Here is a 25209-nt window from a genome sequence, read left to right on the forward strand (position 1 = left end):
CCTGACCATCATCCGGCCAGGGTCAAAGCACAACGCACCCTTTGCTGCTGTGGTTTATACCTTTTCGAGCTGGATCAGATTGGTATGTTGCGGGTTACCTTTCGCCAACGGAGAAGGTCGTTGCGTGGTCAGCGTATTCATACAGGCCCCGTGGTCGACGCGATCGCCTTGCATATCGGCCTGATGCCAAGCGCCCTGCCCCATGGCCACTACGCCGGGGAGAATACGCGGTGTGACTTTTGCCGCTACCCGCACTTCACCACGGCCATTAAACACGCGCACCTTGTCACCGTTGCTAATGCCCCGGCTCTCGGCATCGAGAGGATTAATCCAGATCTCCTGGCGACAGGCAGCCTGTAGAACATCAATATTGCCGTAGGAGGAGTGGGTACGAGCTTTATAGTGGAAACCAAACATCTGTAGCGGATACTTGCTGCGTAAAGGGTCGTCCCAACCTTCAAAGGTGGAGGTGTAAACTGGCAACGCGGTAATGATCTCGTCTTCAGCCAGCTGCCACTCAGCGGCAATTTTTGCCAGTGCGGCGGAGTAAATCTCGATTTTTCCCGAAGGGGTACTCAACGGATGGGCAACGGGATCCTGGCGGAAGGCTTTATAGGCAACAAAGTGTCCGTCAGGATCTTTACGCTTGTAGATCCCCTGCTCACGCAGCGTTTCATAGGCAGGTAGCGCCGGATCTTTTGCCAACATCTTGTTATAGAGAAAATGCAGCCAATCCCGCTGGCTTCGACCTTCGGTGAATTTTTCATAGACCTGCGGGCCAAGTCGTTTGGCGACTTCGCTCATCATCTCATAGATGCCTTTGCGCTGAAATTTTGCCGAGGTCGCAGGCTGGCTGAAGATCAGGTAGCCCATATTGCCGGCGTAATCATTGGGGATAATATCTTCCTGCTCGGTCGTCATCAGATCGGGTAGCAGAATATCGGCATACTTCGCCGATGAAGTCATAAAATTCTCAATCACTACGATCATTTCGCACTGGCTGTCGTCCTGCAAAATATCGTGGGTTTTATTGATTTCAGAATGCTGGTTGGTAATGGTGTTACCGGCGTAATTCCAGATAAACTTGATCGGCACATCGAGTTTGTCTTTGCCACGGATACCGTCCTTTTTAGCGGTCATTTCCGGGCCGCGCTTGATGGCGTCCGTCCAGCTAAAGCAGGAAATCTGGGTTTTAACCGGATTACTCAGCACCGGCATACGCTCGATGGTGATGTTATAGGTAGACTCGCGCGCGCCGCTGTTACCGCCGTTAATGCCAACATTACCAGTGAGGATCGCCAACATGGCGATAGCACGGGAGGTTTGTTCACCGTTGGCCTGACGCTGCGGTCCCCAGCCCTGAGAAATACACACCGGCTTGGTCTGGCCGATTTCACGTGCCAGTTTGATAATACGATCGGCAGGAATACCGGTGATTTGCGATGCCCATTGCGGGGTTTTTGCCAGGGCGTCGTCACCCTGACCGAGAATATAAGCCTTATAATGGCCATTGGCCGGTGCCCCGGCAGGCAGGGTTTTCTCGTCATAACCCACGCAATAGTTATCAAGAAACGGCTGATCGACCATATTCTCGCTGATCAATACATAAGCCATCCCGGCGACCAGCGCGGCATCGGTTCCTGGCCTGATAGGCAGCCATTCGTCTTCACGACCGGCTGCGGTATCGGTATAACGCGGATCGATGACCACCATTTTAGCGTTGGATCGCTGACGTGCCTGCTCCAGAAAATAGGTGATGCCGCCGCCGCTCATGCGGGTTTCTGCCGGGTTATTGCCGAAAAGCACCACCAGTTTGCTGTTTTCGATATCGGAGGTACTGTTGCCATCATTACTGCCGTAGGTATAGGGCATAGCACAGGAGATTTGCGCGGTACTGTAAGTGCCGTATTGACCTAAATAGCCGCCATAGCAGTTCATCAATCGGGTCACCAACGAGGCGGTGGGTGACGATCGGGTAATATTGCCCCCCACTACGCCGCTGCTGTAGTTGATATACACTGCTTCATTACCGTATTTCGCCACAATGCGTTTTAAATTATCGGCGATTTCATCAAAGGCCTGTTCCCAGCTGATGGGCTTGAATTTACCTTCGCCGCGCTTGCCGGTGCGCTTCATTGGATAGTTGAGCCTTTCCGGATGATTCATACGTCGGCGCATTGAACGCCCGCGCAGGCAGGCCCGCACCTGGTGATAGCCATACTGGTCATTACCGGTATTATCGGTTTCAACCCAATAGACCTCATCATTGCGCACATGTAAACGCAGGGCGCAGCGGCTACCGCAGTTCACTGAGCAGGCACCCCACACTACTTTATCTTGCGGCTGCGCCGCCTGGCTATTCTCGGGTGTTGCGGGAAAGGCCCGGCGGCTAAAAGGAGGAATAATGCCCCCGGCGGCGGCGACCAATCCGGCCAGCGCCGAGGTTTTCATCAGGTTGCGGCGACTGATACCGTTGCCGTTGGTCGGGTTATCTGATTTGCTTGCTGACATGCTTCTGCTCCCATAGATGACATCGCCAACAAAAATGCTGCTGGTCACTGAGCAACTGACTATGGATAGCGCAAGAAAAATTTAAGATAAGCGATATCCATATTTAATCTATGGATATTACCTTTAAGCAGGTTAATTACTTTGTCTGCTATCAATAAAAGGGAAATGGCGGCAACTGGATAGCAGAACTGTGCCATGGATCAGGTTTAAAAAAAAGCGCCCATAAGGCGCTTGAGTTTGATGACAAAGTCGTCTTGATGATCAAGATACCCGGGCATAGCACACCTAGGGGCGCTCCGGCGGGCAAGCCCGCTACGACCCCAACGGTGCACTCTCCCTAATAACGGACTTTGTCAGCAGTCTGAAGCGCCCAAAAGGCGCTTTTTTACAGCATAGGACGAAATGACCTTAGCCGATAACTTCCAGTCCGCGCATATATGGACGCAGCACTTCCGGCACTTCAATACGGCCATCCGCCAACTGATAGTTCTCTAGCACGGCAACCAGCGTACGCCCTACAGCCAGACCCGAACCGTTAAGGGTATGCACCAGACGCGGTTTTTTCTCGGTTTTGCTGCGGGTGCGAGCCTGCATGCGACGTGCCTGGAAATCCCACATATTGGAACATGAGGAGATCTCGCGGTAGGTATTTTGCGCCGGCAGCCACACTTCCAGATCGTAGGTTTTGCTGGAGCCAAAGCCCATATCACCGGTGCAGAGCAGTACTTTACGGTACGGCAGATTCAACAGTTGCAGCACTTTCTCGGCATGGCCGGTTAATTCTTCCAGCGCCTGCATGGAATCTTCCGGACAGACGATCTGTACCATTTCGACTTTGTCGAACTGGTGCATACGGATCAGACCACGGGTATCACGACCGTAGGAGCCCGCTTCAGAACGGAAGCACGGGGTATGCGCCGTCAGCTTCAGCGGCAGCAGCTCTTCTTCCAGAATTTCGTCACGCACCAGGTTGGTCAAAGGCACTTCAGCCGTCGGGATCAGCGCATAGTTGCTGCTGTCAGCTTCTTCGTCCAGCGGTTTGGTGTGGAACAGGTCTTCGCCAAACTTAGGTAACTGACCGGTACCAAACAGCGAATCCTGGTTGACCAGGTAAGGCACTACCGCTTCGGTATAACCATGCTGTTCAGTGTGCAGGTCGAGCATAAACTGCGACAATGCGCGGTGCATACGGGCGATCTGCCCTTTCATCACTACAAAGCGCGCACCGGTCAGCTTGACACCAGCAGCGAAATCCAGCCCATCGGCCAGTTCACCGAGCGAAACATGATCGCGGACTTCAAAATCATACTGACGCGGTTCGCCCCAGCGGCTGACTTCGAGGTTTTCGGTTTCGTCTTTACCAACGGGAACAGAATCATCCGGCAGGTTAGGAATAGCCAGGGTGACAGCACGGATTTCGTTCTGTAGTGTTTCCAGCTCCGCCTTGGCAGCATCCAGCTTCTCACCCAGTTCGTTAACTTCCTGACGCAGGGCATCGATGTCTTCACCGCGAGCTTTTGCTGCGCCGATCGATTTCGATCGCGCATTTCTTTCGGCCTGAAGATTTTCTGTTTCAACTTGCAGTACTTTGCGGCGCTCTTCTTGAGCGCGCAATGTTTCTACATCGAGTTTAAAACCTCTGCGAGCGAGTTTTTCTGCAACTGCGTCTAGCTCATTACGCAGCAGATTGGGATCGAGCATGCTAATCCTGTTCGTGTTGTTTACCCTTCAGCACTCGACGACAGCCTGCGACCATTACGCATAATTCCCCTCGATGAAACCGACAGGTTGCTGCGCATTGATTGCCTTGCCGCATCGTCAATGACGTTGGGTAGATTGAATAATGTTTGTTATCACATGCCACCTGAACCGGCAACATGTCAAAGAGTTATCAGCCGTAACCTTACCGCAACAGCCTCTTTATCGGTAGCGTTTTGTCGGGCTATTTTGATCTTGTTCGTGCAACCAGGCCAGCTTTTCAGCGATCTTGGCTTCCATCCCGCGAGCAGTGGGAAAATAGTACTGGCTGTCGGCCATTTCCGGTGGGAAGTAGTTCTCCCCGGCGGCATAGGCATTGGCTTCATTATGCGCGTAGCGATACTCGGCTCCCAGGCCCATCTCTTTCATCAGCCGGGTGGGTGCATTGCGTAAATGGTCGGGGACGTCGTAATCTGCATGCTCTTTGGCATCACGCATGGCAGCGGCAAAGGCAGTGTATACCGCATTGCTTTTCGGTGCACAGGCCAGATAAACAATCGCCTGGGCAATGGCTCTCTCTCCCTCTGCCGGGCCTATACGAGTAAAGCAGTCCCAGGCGGCCATCGCGACCTGCATGGCGCGCGGATCGGCGTTGCCGATATCTTCTGACGCAATGGCCAGCAGTCGCCGGGCCACATATAGCGGGTCGCCACCGGCGGTAATAATGCGCGCATACCAATAGAGCGCGGCATCCGGTGCCGAACCGCGCACCGATTTATGCACCGCGGAGATCAGATCATAAAAACGATCGCCCTTGTTATCAAAGCGGGCACTGCGTTCGCCAGAGATCTCTTTTAACAGTTCCGGCGTCAGCGTACGTACTCCCTGGGCATCGATTTCAGCCATATCGGCCATCATTTCAATGCTGTTTAACGCACGCCGTGCATCGCCATTAACCAGTTCGGCCAACATGCGACGCGTCTCGGCAGGAACCTGGATATGCTGATTGGCATAACCCCGTTCGACGTTGTTCATGGCCTGGTCGATAACCTGCTCAATTTCTTCGCTGGTCAGTGATTTAAGCAGATAGACGCGGGCGCGGGACAATAAGGCGGAGTTAAGCTCGAACGACGGATTCTCGGTAGTGGCACCAATAAAGGTGATAGTCCCGTCTTCAATATGGGGCAGAAAGGCATCTTGCTGGCTTTTGTTAAAGCGATGCACTTCATCTACAAACAGGATAGTGCGCCTGCCGACATCACGATTTTGCCGCGCGCGTTCAATCGCCTCGCGGATCTCTTTGATGCCGGAGGTGACGGCCGAAATGCGCTCGACATCGGCATTGGCATAACGACCAATCAGTTCTGCCAGCGTGGTTTTTCCGGTACCCGGCGGTCCCCATAAAATCATCGAATGCAGTTGTCCTGCTTCGATGGCCCGCGGCAGGGGCTTGCCGGGTGCCAGCAAATGCTGCTGACCAATGTATTCAGCCAGGGTCACCGGCCGCATACGCGCGGCCAGGGGCTGAAATTCATTATTGGAAAAATCCAGTGACAGGTTACTCACAAGGTCCTCACTGACGCTGATCGTCTACCGTAACACCCTTAGGTGGAGTGAATTTGAATTTCGCATCATCAACCGCGGCATTTTGCTCACCTTTCAGCGCATAGGCGCTGCGTTGACCATCCTGTTCGACGGCGGTAAAGCTCTTAATGGTCCCCGTTGGCGTAACGGTAATCGCAAACTGTTTCAGATTACCGGCGGCGGACTTGGGGGTCAGATTAAAATCATCACCTTTTTGCGTCACGTTGTAATTGGCCCAATCGCTGCTGTCGTTACGGGTGATCAGCATAAACGGCGTATTGCCGGTGGCATTTTTCAGCCAGGTGGCGGTCACCTGTTCAACAAAGGGGTTGTAGAACCATAAGGTTTTACCGTCAGAAACCAGAATACTTTCATCTGGCGTAGTCATATGCCAGTTAAACAAGTTGGGACGTTTTACCCACAGTTGGCCTTCGCCCTGCTGCACATTGGCACCGTCAGCACCGGTTACCGTCTGGGTAAAGCTGGCATGGAAGGTATTCAGTTTGCCTAAACGGCTTTTTAAATCGCTGCTGGCATCCGCCAATACCGATCCGGAAATAAATGCAGTCAACAAACAGCCTACAGCCAATAATTTCTTCATTGTTATTGTTACCTTAAAATCCATTGCGAACAGACGATCTCGCCCAACCATTGGGGGGAACATCCAGGGGAGACAACCCCAGTTACCTAACTTTAGCCCAAGCCCATTGTGCTTTGATAGCTCAATCGTCTGATATAGTTTGCTTTTACGCTTCTTTGCATTCGGCTGATTGATAGGCAACCAGCGAAATGGCAGCGAACAGAATTGCCAAGGGCCGCTTTCGCGGCCCTTTATGCTCCTGCCATCAGACTTCGTGCGGTGGCGGAGCCAGAACTTCGCGGTTGCCGTTATGGCCTGGCGCACTGACGATAGACTGCGCCTCCATTTGCTCGACAATGCGCGCCGCCCGGTTGTAACCAATGCGGAACTGACGTTGCACCCCCGAGATTGAGGCACGGCGTTTTTCGACCACAAACGCCACGGCCTGATCGAACAGCGGATCAAGCTCCTCGCCCTCTTCCAGTCCCAGCGCACCGCCTTCGCCCTCTTCGCCGCCGCTAAGAATGTTGTCGACGTACTGCGGACGACCACGGGCTTTCCAGTCCTGAACCACGGCATGGACTTCCTGATCGCGAACAAAAGCGCCGTGCACACGGATCGGAATCGAGGAGTTAGGGGCCATATACAGCATATCCCCCATACCCAGTAACGACTCGGCGCCGGACTGATCGAGAATGGTACGCGAATCGATTTTGCTCGATACGGTAAAGGCAATACGGGTCGGTATATTAGCCTTAATCAAACCGGTAATGACATCCACCGAAGGGCGTTGAGTCGCCAACACCAGGTGGATCCCGGCGGCACGGGCTTTCTGCGCCAGGCGGGCAATCAGCTCTTCGACTTTTTTACCGACGGTCATCATCAGGTCGGCAAACTCATCGACCAGCACGACAATAAAGGGCTCTTTAGCCAACATGCGCGGTTCGTTGCCCATGCTGTCGCTTGGTTTCCAGAACGGATCGGGGATTGGCCGGCCCATCGCTTCGGCTTCTTTAACTCGTTCGTTATAACCGGCGAGATTACGCACACCCAGGGCAGACATCAGCTTGTAGCGGCGTTCCATTTCGCCCACACACCAGCGCAGTGCATTGGCCGCGTCTTTCATATCCGTGACCACTTCGGTCAACAGATGCGGAATGCCTTCATACACCGACAGCTCCAGCATTTTTGGGTCGATCATAATAAAGCGCACATCTTCCGGCGTCGCTTTATACAACATGCTGAGGATCATGGCGTTAACGCCAACGGATTTACCAGAACCGGTGGTACCGGCAACCAGCAGGTGCGGCATTTTTGCCAGATCGGCCACCACCGGCTCACCGGCGATATCTTTACCCAATACCACGGTCAGCGGCGACGGATCGTTTTTGAATTTCGCACAATCCAGCACTTCTCGCAGATAGACCGTTTGACGCTTTTTATTCGGCAACTCAAGGCCGACATAGGGTTTGCCGGGAATAACCTCGACAATACGCACGGCAACGGTTGACAGGGAGCGCGCCAGGTCACGGGAGAGATTGGAGATACGTGCTGCTTTGACACCCGGTGCCAGATCCAGCTCAAAACGGGTGATTACCGGCCCCGGCAGTTTATCGACCACCACCGCCTTGATGCGGTAATCATTCAGACGCGCTTCAATCAGCTGTGCCGTTTGCTCAAGGGCAAACATATCCACCGGTTCTTCTTCCGCCGGGGCCGAAGTCAGCAAATCCAGGCTCGGCAACGGCGTGGTTGGCTTGCTCATTGGCTGTTCATTGCGCATCAGGAATGGATGGATCAGGCTGTCCATTGCCGGTTTGGCCGGTTCAGGTGCCGGCTGAGGAACCACAGTGGCCGGCGCGGCACTCTGACTATAGGCAGCAGGCTGAGGTGAGGCTTCAGTCTGCGGCGGCAAGGTAAATAACGGTTCCACCGGGCTATCATCAACCAGATCGGCCAGCGGAGAAAAATTGAAGGCGTCATGGGTGCTGATATTTTGCCGGGTGATCGGCTCATGGCTAAAAGCGGGCTCGGCGGCTGTTTGCTGTATTTCGTGCGCGGGTTGCTCGGCAGGCTGATAGCGTGCCTCTTCGCGGGCAGCAAACTGCTGACGCAGTTGCGCCTGTAACAGGGCATCTTCGTCATCTTCAACTTCAACCTGCTCAGCGGTTTCATCACCATAGCGCTGATTCTGCTGGGCCACCCAGGCCTCGCGGAGGGCGGCTTCCTGCAACGCGGCTTCGTCAGCGGCGGCGGTATCTTGCTCTTGTTGAGACAGCGCTGCCTGTGCCTGCTGCGATTGTGCCTGCAACGCCTGCTTTTCTTGCAGCTCGGCCATCCGCTGCGAAGGTAATTTAATGCCATAAGAGGCCAATTCACGGCGGGTTGGCAGTTTCACCGGGTTAGGTCGCGGCAACTCGGGACCGAAACCTTTTTTGACCTGGGGTTTATCCTCACTGACAGCGCTAAATGCCGGCATAAAGGTGCTGTCACCCACTGTCGACTGCGCAGCATGCGCCAGCCCAGGAGTGACCGCTGCCGTAGTGGTGGTGGCAGTCAGAGTTGCCGCCACGTTATCCACGTCAGGTGTGGTATGGAAATCAAAGGGTGAACGCGATGGCGCAGGTTCGGCTGCGCGGTTCCAGTCTCCCCATTGCGGCTGGTCGTCGCGGTGCGTCAGCGGAGCCACAGTAGGTTGAATGCTACGCGGTGCCGGGGTTTCCTCGGGGAGTTCGAAACTGTACAGCGGTGGTGTTTCCGGCACAGCAGGCGTCGCCTCAATCGGTACCACAGGCGGCGCAACCGGCGCAGCCGCAATAACAGGAGTCGGTGTTACTTCAATGGGGTCTACCGTCGCCGCAGCAGGCTGCAATGGCTGGACAGCGGCTGTGGACACCAACTCGCGCAGCGACGGCGCAGAGAACAGCACATCATCGTCGTCGTCATCAGCCTCAGGCAGTGGAGCAGCCGCAAGGGGCGCAGCAGCTACCGGCACAGGGGCCTTTTCGACTCTCTGTATATCCTGATGGTCTTGACGATCGTCATCTTCCTGATGCCCATGGTCATCATAGCGATCGTCGTAATCGTAATCATCATCACGACGCGAGCGGTTGGTCATAAAGGTGGTGACACCCAGCACCACGCCACCGATTTTCTCGGCAATGGTCAACCATGACCAGCCGGTGAACAAGGTCAGACCAGCGGACCAGACGCACAGCAGCACCAGGGTGCCACCAACGTTATTAAACCACGGCATCATCGCCGTTCCGAGCAGACTGCCGATCACCCCGCCAGAGGCAAAGTAGTAGAGGTCGTCAATATTTAGCGACGCCAGTCCGCACGAGGTGACAATCAGTGCCAGCGTGCCTATCAGACGAAGTGACAGAGAGAAGTAGTCGATGTATTCATGATTATCACGCTGGCGGAAACCGGCCCAGCACAGACAGATCATGATTGGGGGAATGGCATAAGCCAAAACGCCAAAAATAAACAACAGCGTATCCGCCATCCAGGCACCGACACCGCCCCCCAAATTATGGATAGGGCCATGCCAGGAGGTTTGCGACCAACTGGGATCGGACGGATTAAAACTGAGCAATGCTGCCATCAGATAAACGGCAAACAGCGCGACCACAACCAGCACAGCCTCCAGAATGCGGCGGCTACTGCTGAGTTTTTTCAAGGTTACGTCTTTGTCTTCTGTATATTCCTGGCTCAAGAAAGGCTCTCCAGGTTCCTGTGAACTGAAATAGCAATAGCGCCGAGAACAACCCTCGGCGCCAGCGCTGTATGAATACACAGGAGTGTAGCTAAAAAAATAAGGTTTTGCACCTGTACCTTTTGCTTATCGGGTCTTAATGACCAGACGGTTAGTCTGTTTCACTTCTTCCATAACCACATAGGTACGGGTGTCGTTAACGCCAGGCAAACGAAGAAGCGTTTCGCCAAGCAGTTTACGGTAAGCAGACATATCGGGTACACGGGTCTTCAACAAGTAGTCAAAATCCCCGGAAACCAAATGACACTCCTGAATATCTTCTAGTTTTTGCACTGCTGCATTAAATTGCTCAAACACATCCGGTGCACCACGGTTGAGTGTAATCTCAACGAACACCAACAACGAAGCATCCAGATAGTGAGGATTAAGCAACGCAGTATAGCCATGAATGAAATTTTGACGCTCTAAACGACGAACGCGTTCCAGACATGGTGTAGGTGACAACCCTACGCGTTTGGAAAGCTCAACGTTAGAGATCCGCCCATCCTTTTGCAGCTCGTTAAGGATGTTGCGGTCAATGCGATCGAGATCTTTTCCCGGACGTTTCTTATTATCTACCATTTATTATTATCTCTCTGCTGTCCTTCCCTGCACTTGCCATACCCTAACCAACTTCAATGTATAAGGGTTTATACCCACCGTACCTGAAGCGGCAACGGCGTTGGCTGCATCACTTACCCGGAACATTTACTGATGTAAGCTCGCCGGGATGGGTTAACTTGGCCTTGCCGCCACTTCAGTGACTTCGGGTCTATCCTAAGCGAAGACCTGTTCTTATAGGTTTTAGCGACTCACGTAAGACGTCTTACCCCTGTCAGAAGAAAACGAATTTTTCAGTCGAGTCAAAAAGAAATAACGCTAAGTGATTAATCAGGCAAGTAAAACCTGAATTTTTCATGCCTGGACCAGCAAAATGCACCCTGCCATCCCCATATCGGGTGATTGAGCAGCATATTGCCTAATTCTGAGTCACCGGCAGGCGTTTAATTTCTTCTTCCCTAGATGTTTTCGCAAATGCACAGCGGATTGTCAAAGTAAAAGAAGCAAAATCAGAAGAACGTGCCAGATTGAAAACGCTGACCTTCCTTTTTTAGCTATCTTTGCAGATTGCACAATAACAAAAGTAAATTGCCGGAGAAGCTTTGTAGGCAACAGATTATCGTCGGCGACGGTTGGCTAATGATAGCCCGGCAACTGGTTGCGCAGCGCCGCTTTCAATGCCTTATTGCCCGTCCGTTTCTCCTGAGAATCAGCGACCATGTTGAGCGGTTTAACCGCTGTCGGGCATTTCCTGGACGTCGAGCTTTCAATGATCATGGTCAGCCATGCCCCGGCTGACCATTGGCCTACTGTTTTGCTCACTGGGTGGCTGGCAGCTTGCCGCGATCTCTACACTCTTTAATCTGACCGATACCTTTATAAACAAACAGTAACGGTCAGACCTGAGCAACTACGACATAGGGATATAAATTTTGGTACCGACATTCAGTTCCACCATCTCGAGACCTGGAATATCAGGCACATCAGGATTGACTTGTTTAAATGCGTCCATTGTCGTTTCCGGCGTAGTAGGAAGATTGCAGTACTTCGCAAATATACTCGCCAGACTATCCCCGGGTTGTGAAATATATACCTTGCCTGGCGCTATGATATTTTCCGGGTTATCTGAGGCAATGCTTTGTGCAACGGACTTTGTCATTTCTGTTGCATCGGCCGTTGCTGTATTGGCCGTTGTTGTATTGGCGGCTGTTGTACTGGCCGTTGCTGTATTGGCGGTTTTGGTTTCTGCTGCCTCTGTCTCCTGTATAGCCTTGCTGCCCACAAATACCAATACTCCATCTTTACGCTCAAAGTGTAATTCTACACGCTCTACAGCATTATCTGCGGCGCCTTCGGATCCACTATCGGCTGCTTTCGAAGTCCCTTTGGCGGTTATACTGTTAAGAGGGTATGAACCACTGGCTGGTTTAGTGGACGGTGTCCGACATGCAAAAATAACCACATGATTATAGCCTTGATAGGTAGCAGAATCGTTGAGGTCCTTCAGAACACGTTCAAGGGTAACGACGTATTCAGGTTCAATAACCAGTAGATCCCCTGCAAATTCAGGGTTTTGTGCGCCCTGAAAATGAAGAGAATCGACACCCCGCGCGGCATCTTTTATTTGCTCATTGGTATCCAAACCTGGATATTTGTATTCAGTAAACAGCATGTTCCTGACTTTTCCAGATTCTCTGGTACCAGTGACTAATTTTTGCTCGTTTTCAGGCTTAACCTCGTCATGACGTCTTAATCCTTGCTCTTCCGCTAATTTAGCTCTGTCCTCAGGTGTCATCTTCAACACTTTTTCATTAATTTCCAGGGATACATCATGAATTGGATTTGCCTGATACGAGTCCGAAGTTACCGTCCCAAAAGGGCTGTGAGAAGGTGCCATTCTTAATTCGGTACTTGTTTTCATGGTATCGGTTTTTTTGCCATGCGGGCTGGAGAAACTGACCTTCTTACCCTTAGGAACAGGTACAGAATGCGTAATTTTCTCTTCTTCAATACCAGAACCAGAGAATATTTCTCTGATTTTGTTAAAAAAAGACCTTAATGGCGAAGGGGTGTTTTGATAACGGCCATGGCTGTCGACATACAATGTTTTGGCTTGGCTATTTTCGGCCTTGATAAGCCTCATCCCTTCGGAAGGTTGAGTCATGATAATATTCTGCCCTGAAACGGAAGTATCAGCAGGTATCAACGTTACGTCTTCCGCAAGTTTCTTTTCAGCGGCTAATACGTTTTTAGTCGCAGAGGTGTGAATATCTTTATCCGGCTCACTTTTAGTTCTCGGGGTATTTTCCGCTGAATGAGCAGTTGGCGATTTTTGAGCCACCGGAGGCGGTGTTTCAAAACTAAGCGCCTGCGCCTTTGGCGGTTTTTTCGCCATGCTGGTTGCTAAATCAGCAAGATCGTAAACAGGGAAAATCTCGCGAAGTGGGGCTGTTATCGCCCCCTTTGCTGCACTTTTTAGCCAGGGAGTCATACCTTTAAACATGAACTGCTTAAAGTTTTTTCCTTTCAAACCTAATGTTCTTGCTTCTTTGACTAACTCCAGAGCCGTTTTTGTCGCCTGTGCGCTTTTAATTACCGTGCCGATACCGACTGTCCCGACCGCCAGTGCCAAATCCAGATAAGCTTCAGCCATCTCTTCTTCTGAAGGCTTGTATCCTGCATCTTCCAGCGAGCGTATATAGAGCTCAAGTGGCTTGAAAAGGGCCAGGTTGAAATCCTTGATATGGCCCCAGGCATTACCCATTGAACGCAATAACTTCTGTTGGTAGCTCAGATTGTCCCAGTTTGCCGGTTTTGTTCTTCGGTCAAAGGAACTGAAATTTTTCTTCTCATCTGCCGCCATTTTATTCGCCGCGGTTGCATCTTCAACCATCAACGCATTCATACTTTTGCTTTGAGTCGTCGGTGAAGCTTCGCAAGAATTTACTTTGTAATAGCGCTGCTCTACCGGAATGGTAGGCAACACACGTTTTGGCTCTCTGCCAGTGATCTTGCGGCCTAAGTGATAAAAGAAAAACGTTATGCTATCCGTAATATCCAAATACTTGTTGGCAACAGACGTTGTTTTTGGCTCAGGAAGTGATTCTTCGGCCACACCGGTGTCTTTAAAAAATTCTTTAACGGTAGCTTCGTCATTGATCCCCGAGGTCGGCGAATATTTTTCAAAGGTCGCTTTATCTATTTTAATTAAAGACTTATTGTTGCCTACTGTACTTAATGACCAATAGTCACCAGATTTGGTTTGAAATAATGTTACGCTACCTTTTTCAGTATTATAATGGTTAAAATCTCCTTTTACTGTTTTCCCGGGTTCACTAAGTCTTACCTCGGCAACAGGCACCTCTATTTTAAAGGTTTTAACAGCAACAGGCGGCTGATTTAAATCAGCAGGATCGACTCCCGCCGACGCGGCCAGGAAGTACATATCATCAATAGCTTCATTTTCTGCATGGTTGGCTTTATAGTCTTCAATCTGCTGATAATATTCGCTATCAGGCCGGTCCCAATACTCCCAAATTGGCTGGAGATCGGAGAGACCGGTATACTCTGCCGCCGGTGATTTTAAAGAATCAGAAAAGGTCTTGAAAATCTCGGCAATGGACACTTTTTTGCCTTCAGACGCACTGATATATTTATAAAAGCTATTTGCAACGCGAATATCCGTTGGGGCTCCTTCCCACTCTTTTTTATTAAAAATTATATAATGCGCAATCTGATGCGCACTGGCTAAAGTCTGTGCCTTTTCAGGATCGGCACTTTTATTGGCGAGTATCGATAGCGCTTTCTGATAAATTTGCTTTTCCGACAGCCCAATACATTCCGCCGGAAATTTGACTTGCAATGCCAAAACAAGGGATTGTTGCAAACGTAGTGCCGGATCGTCCGAAAAAGTTTGTGGATGAGTTTTTAAGTAATCTATGACACTGGTAAACTCCCCTTTCAAATTAATCTGAAATGCCTTTTCCTGATATAAATAGGTGATGCTATTTCTAATACTCTGGGTATACTCAGGATTATCGCCATGATTTATTAGCAGAAATTTTTCTTTTATCAGTTTATCAATGCTTAGAATTATATCTGTTGAACCATGCATCCCCTGCAACAGGCTATCCAGCTCATCTTGAGTTTCTTTTATAGTATTCCATGAGTCCCGGGATGACTCCGGCATATCACCACTGGCTATCAATTTATTTAATACAGAAATATCGCCTCCTGTACGATTATAGAGTGCGATAGTATTTTGAAAGTCCTGACTCTCTTTTTTTATACGCGCATCTTCGGCAGCCGCTTTGGCCCGGAAGTATTTTTGTTGTATGGCTCTGTCACTTTTTACTTTTTTATCAGTAGAACGCTTGCTTCGATTTGATCTCTCTTCGCTGGCCGGTTCCATGTCTGTCTCTTGCAGTTGCGTCGAATTCTCCTCAGTTAATTCCCTGATCGCCTGCAACGTGGCGTTACTGGTAATATCAATACTTTCCAGGTTCGTCCCACTGGTCAGACACTGTTTTATACGCTCAACGTCTTTACGTTCCATAGACTGACTTATCGACTGGTAGGTTTTGTGTCCCAGCGTATATGCGCCCCCCAGGAAACTCGACAGTAACGCATCGTTCGGCGCACGATTGATCGCGCTCTTGATAACCGCCTTGGCACCTTCATGCTTAATTTGAGCCGCCGTCAGCAGAGTATCGATACCCATTTTGATCGCCGTGGGGAGTAAAGACTTCACGATCTTGTGCGCTTCTATGGCCAGCAGATTACCCAGCACGCAGTCGATCTCATCGCTTGGCCGCGGCTGTGTCGGCATCACGGTGCGCATCAGTTCCGCTTCCACTTTGTGACAGGTATAAGGCAACATCATAAGTTTTAATGAAGCGCGCACCGCACCGCCAAGGGGAAAAGCGGTACTTAACAAGCTATCCAGACTGTTATTTACCGCCTTATATACCAGCCGCGACTGCAAGCTCTTGGCGCCTGCATGCAACAAATACTGGGAATAAGTCTGGTGTTTCGCCATCGCCTTCTCGATACTTTGCGGCAGCACCAGCTTATCGCGTAGTGCCCGCATATACTCATTCTCCAGGCGCAGGGCGAAAGCCTTGCCCTCGATGTCACCGGGTTTACCAAAATCGCCAGCCATCTCGGTGATGGTCATCATTACGCTATGGGCATGCTTATCCCTAACTTCGGCGGTCACGGATTTGGTCTGTTCCGCAAAGGCGTTGGCCAGGTGTTTGACGATCCTTGCATCACGGGAAAATATATCGATGTTTTTACCGGTAGCCTTGGAAACGGCCAGCTCGGCGGCCCCTACCGAGGTATTAATCTCGCGCACCGCCGCTCTGATCTCTCTAAGCGTCTTGTCAATGGTGGCCTTCTCCGGCAGTTCACTCTGCTTTTCCTGCGTCAGCGTGGGAGAAACAGCCGATTTTTCAGCGCGCCCTGGCGCTGTAAGACTGTTGGCGGCTTCATCCAGTATTTTGGCGGCCTTCTCGCACGCTGCGGTCGCCGCCCTGAGATCTTTGCGCAGCGTTTGCGTTCTTTTGTGCTCTTCAGCGTGCTGTTTTTTGGGATAGAGTTCCTCCGCCAGGTCGAGATCCTCTTGCGCTTTTTTAACTTCCCACTGAACATCTTGCAGTGCCGCGCGTACCGCATCGCGTGGACCATGCAGTCTTTGCAGTCGCTCAGCCAGTTGTGCCCTTTTGGTTGTTGCGGGCGCTGTTTTTTTTCGGGCAAGTGGCTGCGTACCGGCAGCATCTTCCTGTTGTAAAGCGGATACCCCTTCATGCAAGGCGGCAAACAGCGCCTCATTGCCGCCACCAGTCTCCTCCGGTAACGGCACGTCGGTCATACCGTCCGCCTTCTGAGCCATATGGGCTGCCCGCGACAGGTCGCTGACGGCATTACGGAGTGTTTCCATTGCTCCCAGCGTCCCGATGCCGGCGGTTCTCAGGCGTGCGGAATACTCGGCCGCCACCCCTTGAGATTTTTTATGGGTAAGATGAATCAGGTTGGACTGTGCGGCATGGGTTTTATTGGTGAGGCTGTGTTTAATGGCCGAGACTACTTCGCCCGCAGTTGCCCCGGTTTTTTTCAGACCGTGATTCACCTTGTCTGCCGCCACTTGAAGCAGGTTTTTTGCTGGCCTTAATTGGTGCTTAACCTCCAGCAATTTATTGGCAACCGCCTCGAGCGCGCCGTACGCAGTGTGAGTATCGTGGGTAAATGACCAGGCAGTCTCGGCTGCCTGATGCAGTCCGGGGCCCAGCTTATCGCCCAGGATATCCGCCGTACGACCCAACGAATCCATGGCCTTGTGCAGTGTATCTATGCGCTGTTGCAGCTTGTCTGCCATCGGCGAAGCCTCTCTTTTGGCTGTTGCCGATACTGACAACCTGGTGGCAGCTTGCAGCGTGTCTTGAGCCATCTGCAACGCTTCAGAGACCTCCGATAGCCTGCGAGTGATTTGGCTTAGTACCTTGAGCTCGCTATTTTCCTGCGGAACAGCCAACAGTGCTTTCACCTGCTCGCAAAGTGCCTGCAGACTGTTGGCCGCCTGCCCGATAACCTGAGGGTCTTTACTGCCCGCCAGGATGTCGAGATTGGTCACTTCGTCCTGCAGGCAGGCCGTAAGCCGTCCCGCTTCGTGGGTGACAGCCTGCTGTTTCAGCCATTTATCCTGTTTAAGCTCCGCACCACGTTTTTTCAGTGCATCAATAACATCGCCACAGGCATCATCAACCCGAAAACGTCCGACAGCCGCCTCGCTAAATGCCTGTTCCCATTCGCCGTCGCCCTGCCCTGTCAGACGGGTGAGCAACTGAAATGTATCATCACTGGCGCGAACAAGATTTTTTGTGGCGACTTTCAGCTCGCCGGTTAGAGACGGATCGGGACGGGTAAAGGCAGCGGCCCGGGTAAGGATGCTATCCGCCTGCTGCAGCGCAGCAGCAAGCGCTGTCAGGTTCTTGATAACTGCCGTCATGCTCTCTTTATGTTGACCCGTGCGTAGCGGCAGATCATCAAGCATTTTCTGGCTGAGTTTTTGCAGCGCCTCTGCCGCTTTACCGCCTGGCGTATACGGTTTTTCCTGCACCAGATCTGATAACTGCCTGGTCGCCGTCTTCAGCATGTCGGTATTTACCGCCTGGAAGCCACGGTTATACCCCAGGTCACGAAACTCATGCAGCATGGAGGTGTTACCTGCCGGGGTCGTGCGCAGATCCGCAGGTATGGCGACTGGGGTTGACTCAGCGGCCAAAGGAAAACGTGGCAGGTGTTTTTGCTCAGGCTGCCGGGATGAATAGTCACTAAACTCATCCATCAATGCCTGCAGTTCATCACTCTCCTGCAAACTTGTTGTCGTCGGTACGGTTTCCCCTTGCCCGCTGAGCTTATTCAGGTACTTGGCTTCTGATTGCCTAAATTGTGCCTGTTCAGCAGCACTCAACGCCTTGGTTTCAGGCTCCATCCAGCCATCGGGATCCCCAAGTACGGTGTGGGTAATTTGTTGATCCAGCGCTTGCCACAGTGCTTCGCCCTCCTCTGGCGTCAGAGGCTTGCCTGCCATGCTATTCAGGGTGGTACTCTCTCCGGACGGCGGGAGGTTAAATGGGCTTGAGGTGACGCGGTTAAACCAATTGCGTAAAGGTTCGTTATGCATCAGCGCATCGGCAACCAACAGGCCAACGAATTCACATTGCGTCCAGTCACCGTCCCCGGCTTTACCTTGACGGTAATTGTCTATCACCGTGTGTGCAGTGGCGATAGACAGGGGGATCTGGCGAGGAAAAGAGTTAGCATCAGCGCCGCTGGTGGTAGTCTTTCTTGCGGCTGAAATAGCCGGAGCCAACGCTGGTTCAACAGAAGAGTGTGACGAATGTTTAATGCCGAGAGTCATGATAAGCCTATTACTAGAGAGAAAAATTAATTAGGCAAAATTGTATCTGTCGCGGCATACAGAGATTTTCGAAAAAGCACGGAAGCTTACGGATTTGTCGTAATGGAAAGTAAAGGATGGTAAGGACAGGTCTATGAATTTGATGAAACCTCAAATTCAGGCCCGGCGCAGATATACCTCAGCTGACAGTGCCTTTATTTTTAGATTATTTGCCCACTGCCCGTTGTCAGGCAGCTGTGTCGCTGTTTATCGCGGCATCGTTTCCTGTTTGGCGGGACAAACTATCAGAGAAATCGCTAACAACAGCCGAGTTTGCTTTTTTTACGCGGCAGTTTTCCCTACAATCGGCAGAATAATGTAGTTCGCCCCCACGGAGATAAATTGCTCATGGCTACGGTTAAACATAGTAAGTTACTTATTTTAGGCTCAGGCCCGGCGGGTTATACCGCAGCAGTCTATGCTGCACGCGCCAACCTGAATCCGGTATTGATCACCGGGATTGAAAAAGGCGGCCAACTGACCACCACCACCGAAGTGGAAAACTGGCCAGGGGATCCTGAAGGATTAACCGGACCGGGTCTGATGGAGCGCATGCATGAACATGCGGTAAAATTTAATACCGAAATCATTGTCGACCATATTCAGCGTGTTGATCTGCAAAGCCGCCCCTTCCGTTTGTTTGGTGACAGTGAAGAGTACAGTTGCGACGCGCTGATTATCGCCACAGGGGCATCTGCGCGCTATATTGGCCTGCCATCAGAAGAAGCGTTCAAAGGCCGTGGCGTATCTGCCTGCGCTACCTGCGACGGTTTCTTCTACCGTAACCAGAAAGTGGCAGTGGTTGGTGGCGGTAATACCGCTGTTGAAGAAGCCCTGTATCTGGCCAATATTGCTGCGGAAGTCCATTTGATCCACCGTCGCGAAAACTTCCGTGCGGAAAAGATCCTTATTGACCGCCTGAACGAAAAAGCCACCAGCGGCAATATCGTGCTGCACACCAATAAAACCCTCGATGAAGTTCTGGGCGATGAAATGGGTGTCACCGGTGCCCATCTGCGCGATGTACACAGCAATGAGCTGCAAAAACTCGACGTCGCCGGCATGTTTATTGCCATCGGTCATAGTCCGAACACCGGGATCTTTGAAGGCCAGTTGGCGCTGGAAAACGGCTATATCAAAGTACAGTCCGGCATCCACGGCAACGCCACGCAAACCAGCATCCCGGGCGTCTTTGCCGCCGGTGATGTGATGGACCATATTTACCGCCAGGCTATTACCTCCGCCGGTACCGGTTGTATGGCCGCGCTGGACGCCGAGCGTTATCTCGACGGGTTGGCCAACGTCAACTTCAAATAATCGTCCCATGGCGACCTCCAGGCGACCTACGGGTCGCTTTTTTTTATGGCTAACCGGCGAGATTATTTATAAAAGTCGGCTGTTTTCACCATCGGTCCAGCCATGTAGTATATAGCGGCTTTCCACAGCCACTGGAAACCAACGGACAATGGCATCCTCAGTGGTGTTTTTTGGATCATGCGTACTGCGTTCGGGGTTCTCTGGAGCGGTCTCACTCCACCCTGTTTTGCCGCATGTCACTTTTTACAGGCGCGACCTGTCAGCAGGCCCCTGTCTTTGCTACGCAGACTGATTTTCTGATGAATAAAACACGGCAACAAGAATTAATCCGCTGGCTCAAGCAACAGAGCGCCAGGGCAAAAAGTTGGATCCGCCTCTCCATGATGCTGGGTCTGTTATCGGGTCTGCTTATTCTGGCCCAGGCCTGGTTACTGGCAGGCTTGCTGCATAGCCTGATTGTCACCCAGACACCACGGGACACTCTGTGGCAAAGCTTTCTTTTCCTGGCACTGACCTTTGTCTTGCGCGCGGCGATCACCTGGTTACGCGAGCAAGTGGGATTTATCTGTGGTCGCGTGATCCGTGAAGAGATGCGCAAACTGGTGCTTGACCGCTTGCATACCCTGGGCCCCGCGTGGATCAAGGGCAAACCGGCGGGCAGTTGGGCGACGCTGATCCTCGAACAGATCGAGGATATGCAGGACTATTATGCCCGCTATCTGCCGCAAATCTCGTTGGCGGGGATTATTCCCTTACTGATCCTGGTCAGCATTTTTCCCATTAACTGGGCTGCCGGTCTGATTTTATTTGCCACTGCGCCGCTGATCCCGGTGTTTATGGCGCTGGTCGGCATGGGCGCGGCGGATGCCAATCGCCGCAACTTTGTAGCACTGGCGCGTCTGAGTGGCAATTTCCTCGACAGCCTGCGTGGCCTGGACACGCTACGACTGTTCGATCGTGCCGCTGCTGAAACCCGACAGATCAAAGACTCGACCGAACAGTTTCGCGCCCGCACCATGGAAGTGCTGCGCCTGGCTTTTCTCTCCTCTGCCGTGCTGGAGTTTTTTGCCTCGATCTCCATTGCCGTGGTAGCGGTCTATTTTGGCTTCTCCTACCTGGGCGAGTTGCACTTTGGCAGTTACGGCACGCCGGTGACCCTGTTTGCCGGTTTTCTGGTACTGATCCTGGCCCCTGAATTCTTTCAGCCACTGCGCGATCTGGGGGTGTTTTATCATGCCAAAGCCCAGGCCGTCGGTGCTGCCGAAAGTCTGCTGGAGTTTTTAACCAGCGAAGTGGATATCCCTTCTACCGGTCAACAACCGTGGGACAATAGCGCGCCATTAACCTTGCAGGCCGAGGAGATGTATATCTTGTCCCCGGAAGGCAAAACCCTCGCCGGTCCACTGAATTTCACTTTGCAGGCCGGCCGCCGCGTGGCCATTGTCGGTTTAAGTGGGGCCGGGAAAAGTTCGCTGCTTAATGCGTTATTGGGCTTTCTGCCTTATCGCGGCTCGTTGACGGTAAACGGCACAGCGTTGCGCGATATTGATGCCGATGCATGGCGGCAGCAGATCAGTTGGGTAGGACAAGATCCCCATTTACCGGCGGTGACGCTGCGGCAAAATATTCTGCTCGGTCAGCCACAAGCTACGGAACAGCAACTGGCGGCAGTGATTGAACAAGCCTATGTCAGCGAGTTTTTACCTTTGCTTCCCGCTGGCCTCGATACGGCGATCGGCGAAGATGCGGCACGTCTGTCCGTCGGGCAGGCGCAGCGAGTTGCTGTCGCCCGTGCCCTGCTGTCACCCTGCGCCCTGCTGCTGCTCGATGAGCCAACGGCCAGTCTGGATGCGCACAGTGAACAACGGGTAATGAGTGCCCTTAGCCAGGCGGCCATCCGGCAAACCACCTTATTGGTGACCCATCGTCTGGAAGATAGTGAAAACTTTGACGAAGTATGGGTGATGGATAAAGGCCAGGTGGTAGAACAGGGAACCAGTCAGCAACTGCGAGATCAACATGGCCATTTTGCCAGACTGCTTGCCCAACGAAGCCAGGAGCTGTAATTGTGAAAACTCTGCTGCCCTTTTTAGCGCTCTACCGCCGCCATAGCTTTCTGATGGCACTCGGCATCCTGCTGGCGATCGTCACCCTGTTAGCCAGTATCAGTCTGCTCAGCCTTTCCGGCTGGTTTCTGGCTGCGTCGTCGCTGGCCGGGATCGCCGGTCTGTACAGCTTTAACTATATGCTGCCGGCAGCAGGCGTACGTGGGGCGGCTATTTTCCGCACCGCCGGGCGCTATGCCGAACGCCTGGTCAGCCACGATGCCACCTTCCGCGTATTGGCGCATCTGCGCGTCTTTACTTTTACTCGCCTATTGCCCCTCTCCCCCGGTGCCATTGCCCGTTTCCAAAAAGCCGAGCTGCTCAATCGCCTGGTGGCCGATGTCGATACCCTCGACCATCTGTACCTGCGGGTTATCTCACCGTTAATCACCGCGCTGGTGGTGATTGTCGTGGTCACGCTCGGGCTGGGTTATCTGGACCTCAGGCTGGCATTGACCCTCGGCGGTATTATGCTCGGGCTGCTAGTGCTGCTGCCGGTAGTGTTTTACCGTGCTGGTCAGCCAATTGGCCGTGACCTGACGCAACTGCGGGCCGAGTATCGCACGCAGTTGCATAGTTGGTTACAAGGCCAGGCGGAGCTGGTGATCTTTGGCGAACAGGCGCGCAGCCGCCAGCAACTCGATGCCATCGAACAAAACTGGCTGGACCGTCAGCAACAGCAGGCAAAACTTTCTGGTCTGTCGCAGGCGTTGATGATTGCCGCTTCGGGCCTTACCCTCTGTCTGCTGCTCTGGCTGGCCGCTGGCGGCATTGGTTCACTGCCTGCCCCCGGTGCACTGTTGGCGCTGTTTGTCTTTACGCCGTTGGCGGCCTTTGAAGCTCTGGGACCGGTTGCCGGTGCCTTCCAGCATTTGGGCCAGGTGATCGCCTCTGCCGGGCGCGTCAGCCAGATTATCGATCAGCAACCTACCGTGACTTTTCCCGGGGAAGGCGCGCCGCTGACGAAACAGGCCAGCATCAGACTGCAGGATGTCAGTTTTAGCTATCCACTCCAGCCGCTCGCGGTACTCAAGGGGATAGACCTGACCCTGACCACCGGGGAAAAAGTGGCGCTGTTGGGTAAGACCGGCTGCGGTAAATCGACGTTGATTCAGTTAATGACCCGCGCCTGGGACCCACAGCAAGGCAGCATCCTGCTCAACGACCAGCCCCTTGCCAACTATGCCGAATCGACGCTGCGCAGCATGATGACCATCCTCAGCCAGCGCGTTCACGTATTTAACAGTACGCTGCGCGATAATCTGTTACTGGCCGCGCCTGACAGCAGCGACGATCGTCTTGCCGAAGTATTGCGCCAGGTTGAATTGCAGAGCCTGCTGGAAGACCAGGGACTGAACGCCTGGCTTGGCGAAGGCGGTCGGCAGTTATCCGGGGGGGAACAGCGCCGTCTGGGTCTGGCTCGTGCGCTGTTACACGATGCGCCACTGTGGATCCTCGACGAACCTACCGAAGGACTGGATGCTGAAACCGAGCGCCATATCCTCAGCCTGCTGGAGACACATTGTCAGCATAAGACCTTGCTATTGGTCACCCACCGTCTGGCGGGTCTGAATAAAATGGACCGTATCTGTGTGATGGAAGAAGGGCAGATTGTCGAACAGGGCCAGCCGGCCGAATTATTGGCCAGACAAGGGCATTATGCTGGTTTATATACAAAAACCTTAATGATGCAAGGTGGAGAGGCTAACGCTCAACTATAATCTTACTCACACTCCTCTATCTTGACGTTTCAGGGGAGCAGTTTTTGCCCCCTGATTAGGATATCTATGCGTTTGGTGCATCTCTTAGCAGACTCTGTCGCCTTCCCTCACCCGGAGACAGCATTGGGTCACCCCAACGGGTTGCTGGCCATGGGGGGCGATTTATCCCCCTCTCGTTTACTTGCTGCCTACCGCAGCGGTATCTTTCCCTGGTTTGAAACCGGGGGGCCGATCCTCTGGTGGTCACCTGACCCACGGGCCGTTCTGCTGCCCACAGAGCGTCATATCAGTCGCAGCATGCGCCGCTTTCTGCGCCAGACATCCTATCGCTATACCCTTAATCGCGCCTTTGAGCAGGTCATCAACGGCTGTGCCGAACAGCGCATAGAGGGAACCTGGATTGGTCCTCTGGTTAAGCAGGGCTATCTGCAGCTCCATGAGCTGGGTCATGCACACTCTATTGAGGTGTGGTCGGGCGATCAATTGGTCGGCGGAATGTACGGCGTGGCCATGGGTGGATTATTTTGTGGGGAATCAATGTTCAGCCGCAGTTTGAACGCCTCCAAATGCGCAGTAATGACTTTTTGCCAATATTTTACCCGTAATGGCGGAGAACTGATTGACTGTCAGGTGCTCAACCCTCACACTGCGTCGCTGGGTGCGAAAGAGATCCCCCGCCGCCAATTTTTGCAGCAGTTATCCTTGCTTTCGCCTCGCCAGTTGCCGCCAGAATGCTGGCAGCCACAAGACTTACCCCCACATGACGTGATTTGCCATCCCTCCTGATGGATTAGGGAATGGGTGCGGAATACACCAACACTTCTTTACATAATGTGGGTTTTTCGGCATTATCTTGCCGGTTAAAAACTATGGTAGTAACACCTAGAGGATTCGATGGCCAAAGAAGACAACATTGAAATGCAGGGCACCGTACTGGATACGTTGCCAAACACCATGTTCCGCGTGGAATTAGAAAACGGGCACGTGGTAACCGCACACATCTCCGGTAAAATGCGCAAGAACTACATCCGCATACTGACGGGCGACAAAGTCACTGTAGAGCTGACCCCGTACGACCTGAGCAAAGGCCGCATTGTCTTCCGTAGCCGCTGATAGGCTCACTCATCGCTGATTTATCCCGCGATACTTGAGGTTACCCATTGCGCTCTGCCCGCATTTAGCAATAAATGTGGCCAGGGCGTTTTGTGGTTTCCGCCATCTATGATCTGTACAGTCAACAATAGCGACTGCGCAGATTTCAACTACACCCATAGTTAGACTTTGAGCCTAACTATGGGTGCAGTTATATAACATCAACATAAAACCTCTTCTTCTTGTGATAAATCCATAAGTTTCTGCTTAATTCTGAAAGATAGCTTCCTGCCAACTCGTTATGATCCGCAACATATTGTTAT

At 52.4% G+C, this 25209-nt stretch carries 13 protein-coding genes; 5 read left to right on the plus strand and 8 right to left on the minus strand.

Going from position 1 to position 25209, the window contains the following annotated elements; translation table 11 throughout:
• Positions 1 to 54: 54 nt before the first annotated feature.
• The 8 genes from ynfE to GW590_RS09680 all read right to left on the minus strand — a co-directional run bounded on the left by ynfE (position 55) and on the right by GW590_RS09680 (position 18612).
• Complete coding sequence (gene ynfE / locus GW590_RS09645; RefSeq protein WP_169402800.1) at positions 55 to 2511, minus strand: selenate/tellurate reductase subunit YnfE; 2457 nt, start codon at positions 2509 to 2511, stop codon at positions 55 to 57.
• Between the two features lie 408 nt (positions 2512 to 2919).
• A complete protein-coding gene (gene serS / locus GW590_RS09650) occupies positions 2920 to 4212 on the minus strand; it encodes a serine--tRNA ligase (protein WP_169402801.1) in 1293 nt (430 codons plus the stop codon).
• Positions 4213 to 4431: 219 nt separating this feature from the next.
• Positions 4432 to 5775 carry a replication-associated recombination protein A gene (locus tag GW590_RS09655; RefSeq protein WP_169402802.1) on the minus strand — a complete coding sequence of 448 codons (1344 nt, stop codon included), beginning with the start codon at positions 5773 to 5775 and terminating at the stop codon, positions 4432 to 4434.
• Between the two features lie 7 nt (positions 5776 to 5782).
• Positions 5783 to 6394, minus strand: a complete 612-nt coding sequence (gene lolA / locus GW590_RS09660; protein WP_169402803.1) for an outer membrane lipoprotein chaperone LolA — start codon at positions 6392 to 6394, stop codon at positions 5783 to 5785.
• Positions 6395 to 6638: 244 nt separating this feature from the next.
• Complete coding sequence (locus tag GW590_RS09665) at positions 6639 to 10091, minus strand: DNA translocase FtsK 4TM domain-containing protein (RefSeq protein WP_169402804.1); 3453 nt, start codon at positions 10089 to 10091, stop codon at positions 6639 to 6641.
• Positions 10092 to 10217: 126 nt separating this feature from the next.
• Positions 10218 to 10712: a leucine-responsive transcriptional regulator Lrp gene (lrp, locus tag GW590_RS09670; RefSeq protein ID WP_009636652.1), complete on the minus strand. Its 495-nt coding sequence runs from the start codon at positions 10710 to 10712 to the stop codon at positions 10218 to 10220.
• Between the two features lie 615 nt (positions 10713 to 11327).
• On the minus strand, positions 11328 to 11513 hold the full coding sequence (locus tag GW590_RS09675) for a hypothetical protein (protein WP_169402805.1): 186 nt from the start codon (positions 11511 to 11513) through the stop codon (positions 11328 to 11330).
• Between the two features lie 88 nt (positions 11514 to 11601).
• Positions 11602 to 18612 (minus strand): LysM peptidoglycan-binding domain-containing protein, encoded by a 7011-nt coding sequence (locus tag GW590_RS09680; RefSeq protein ID WP_169402806.1) that lies wholly within the window; start codon positions 18610 to 18612, stop codon positions 11602 to 11604.
• Positions 18613 to 18999: 387 nt separating this feature from the next.
• Between GW590_RS09680 and trxB the strand changes: the two genes are divergently transcribed.
• The 5 genes from trxB (at position 19000) to infA (ending at position 24907) form a co-directional block, all read left to right on the plus strand.
• Positions 19000 to 19968 (plus strand): thioredoxin-disulfide reductase, encoded by a 969-nt coding sequence (gene trxB / locus GW590_RS09685; RefSeq protein WP_169402807.1) that lies wholly within the window; start codon positions 19000 to 19002, stop codon positions 19966 to 19968.
• A gap of 299 nt (positions 19969 to 20267) precedes the next feature.
• Entirely contained in the window at positions 20268 to 22034 is a 1767-nt protein-coding gene (gene cydD, locus GW590_RS09690; RefSeq protein ID WP_169402808.1) for a heme ABC transporter permease/ATP-binding protein CydD, read from the plus strand.
• A 2-nt stretch (positions 22035 to 22036) separates the two neighbouring features.
• Positions 22037 to 23794: a heme ABC transporter ATP-binding protein/permease CydC gene (gene cydC / locus GW590_RS09695; protein ID WP_169402809.1), complete on the plus strand. Its 1758-nt coding sequence runs from the start codon at positions 22037 to 22039 to the stop codon at positions 23792 to 23794.
• Positions 23795 to 23860: 66 nt separating this feature from the next.
• Entirely contained in the window at positions 23861 to 24580 is a 720-nt protein-coding gene (aat, locus tag GW590_RS09700) for a leucyl/phenylalanyl-tRNA--protein transferase (protein WP_169402810.1), read from the plus strand.
• 108 nt (positions 24581 to 24688) lie between these two features.
• Complete coding sequence (infA, locus tag GW590_RS09705) at positions 24689 to 24907, plus strand: translation initiation factor IF-1 (protein ID WP_002211347.1); 219 nt, start codon at positions 24689 to 24691, stop codon at positions 24905 to 24907.
• Positions 24908 to 25209: the final 302 nt, after the last annotated feature.

The organism is Rouxiella aceris (assembly GCF_012933545.1).
Taxonomy (GTDB): domain Bacteria; phylum Pseudomonadota; class Gammaproteobacteria; order Enterobacterales; family Enterobacteriaceae; genus Rouxiella; species Rouxiella aceris.

Coding starts and splice junctions, on each gene's coding strand:
- ynfE (WP_169402800.1), bottom strand. CDS start 2,511: ATGTCAGCAAGCAAATCAGATAACCCGACCAACGGCAACGGTATCAGT.
- serS (WP_169402801.1), bottom strand. CDS start 4,212: ATGCTCGATCCCAATCTGCTGCGTAATGAGCTAGACGCAGTTGCAGAA.
- lolA (WP_169402803.1), bottom strand. CDS start 6,394: ATGAAGAAATTATTGGCTGTAGGCTGTTTGTTGACTGCATTTATTTCC.
- lrp (WP_009636652.1), bottom strand. CDS start 10,712: ATGGTAGATAATAAGAAACGTCCGGGAAAAGATCTCGATCGCATTGAC.
- GW590_RS09680 (WP_169402806.1), bottom strand. CDS start 18,612: ATGACTCTCGGCATTAAACATTCGTCACACTCTTCTGTTGAACCAGCG.
- trxB (WP_169402807.1), top strand. CDS start 19,000: ATGGCTACGGTTAAACATAGTAAGTTACTTATTTTAGGCTCAGGCCCG.
- cydD (WP_169402808.1), top strand. CDS start 20,268: ATGAATAAAACACGGCAACAAGAATTAATCCGCTGGCTCAAGCAACAG.
- aat (WP_169402810.1), top strand. CDS start 23,861: ATGCGTTTGGTGCATCTCTTAGCAGACTCTGTCGCCTTCCCTCACCCG.
- infA (WP_002211347.1), top strand. CDS start 24,689: ATGGCCAAAGAAGACAACATTGAAATGCAGGGCACCGTACTGGATACG.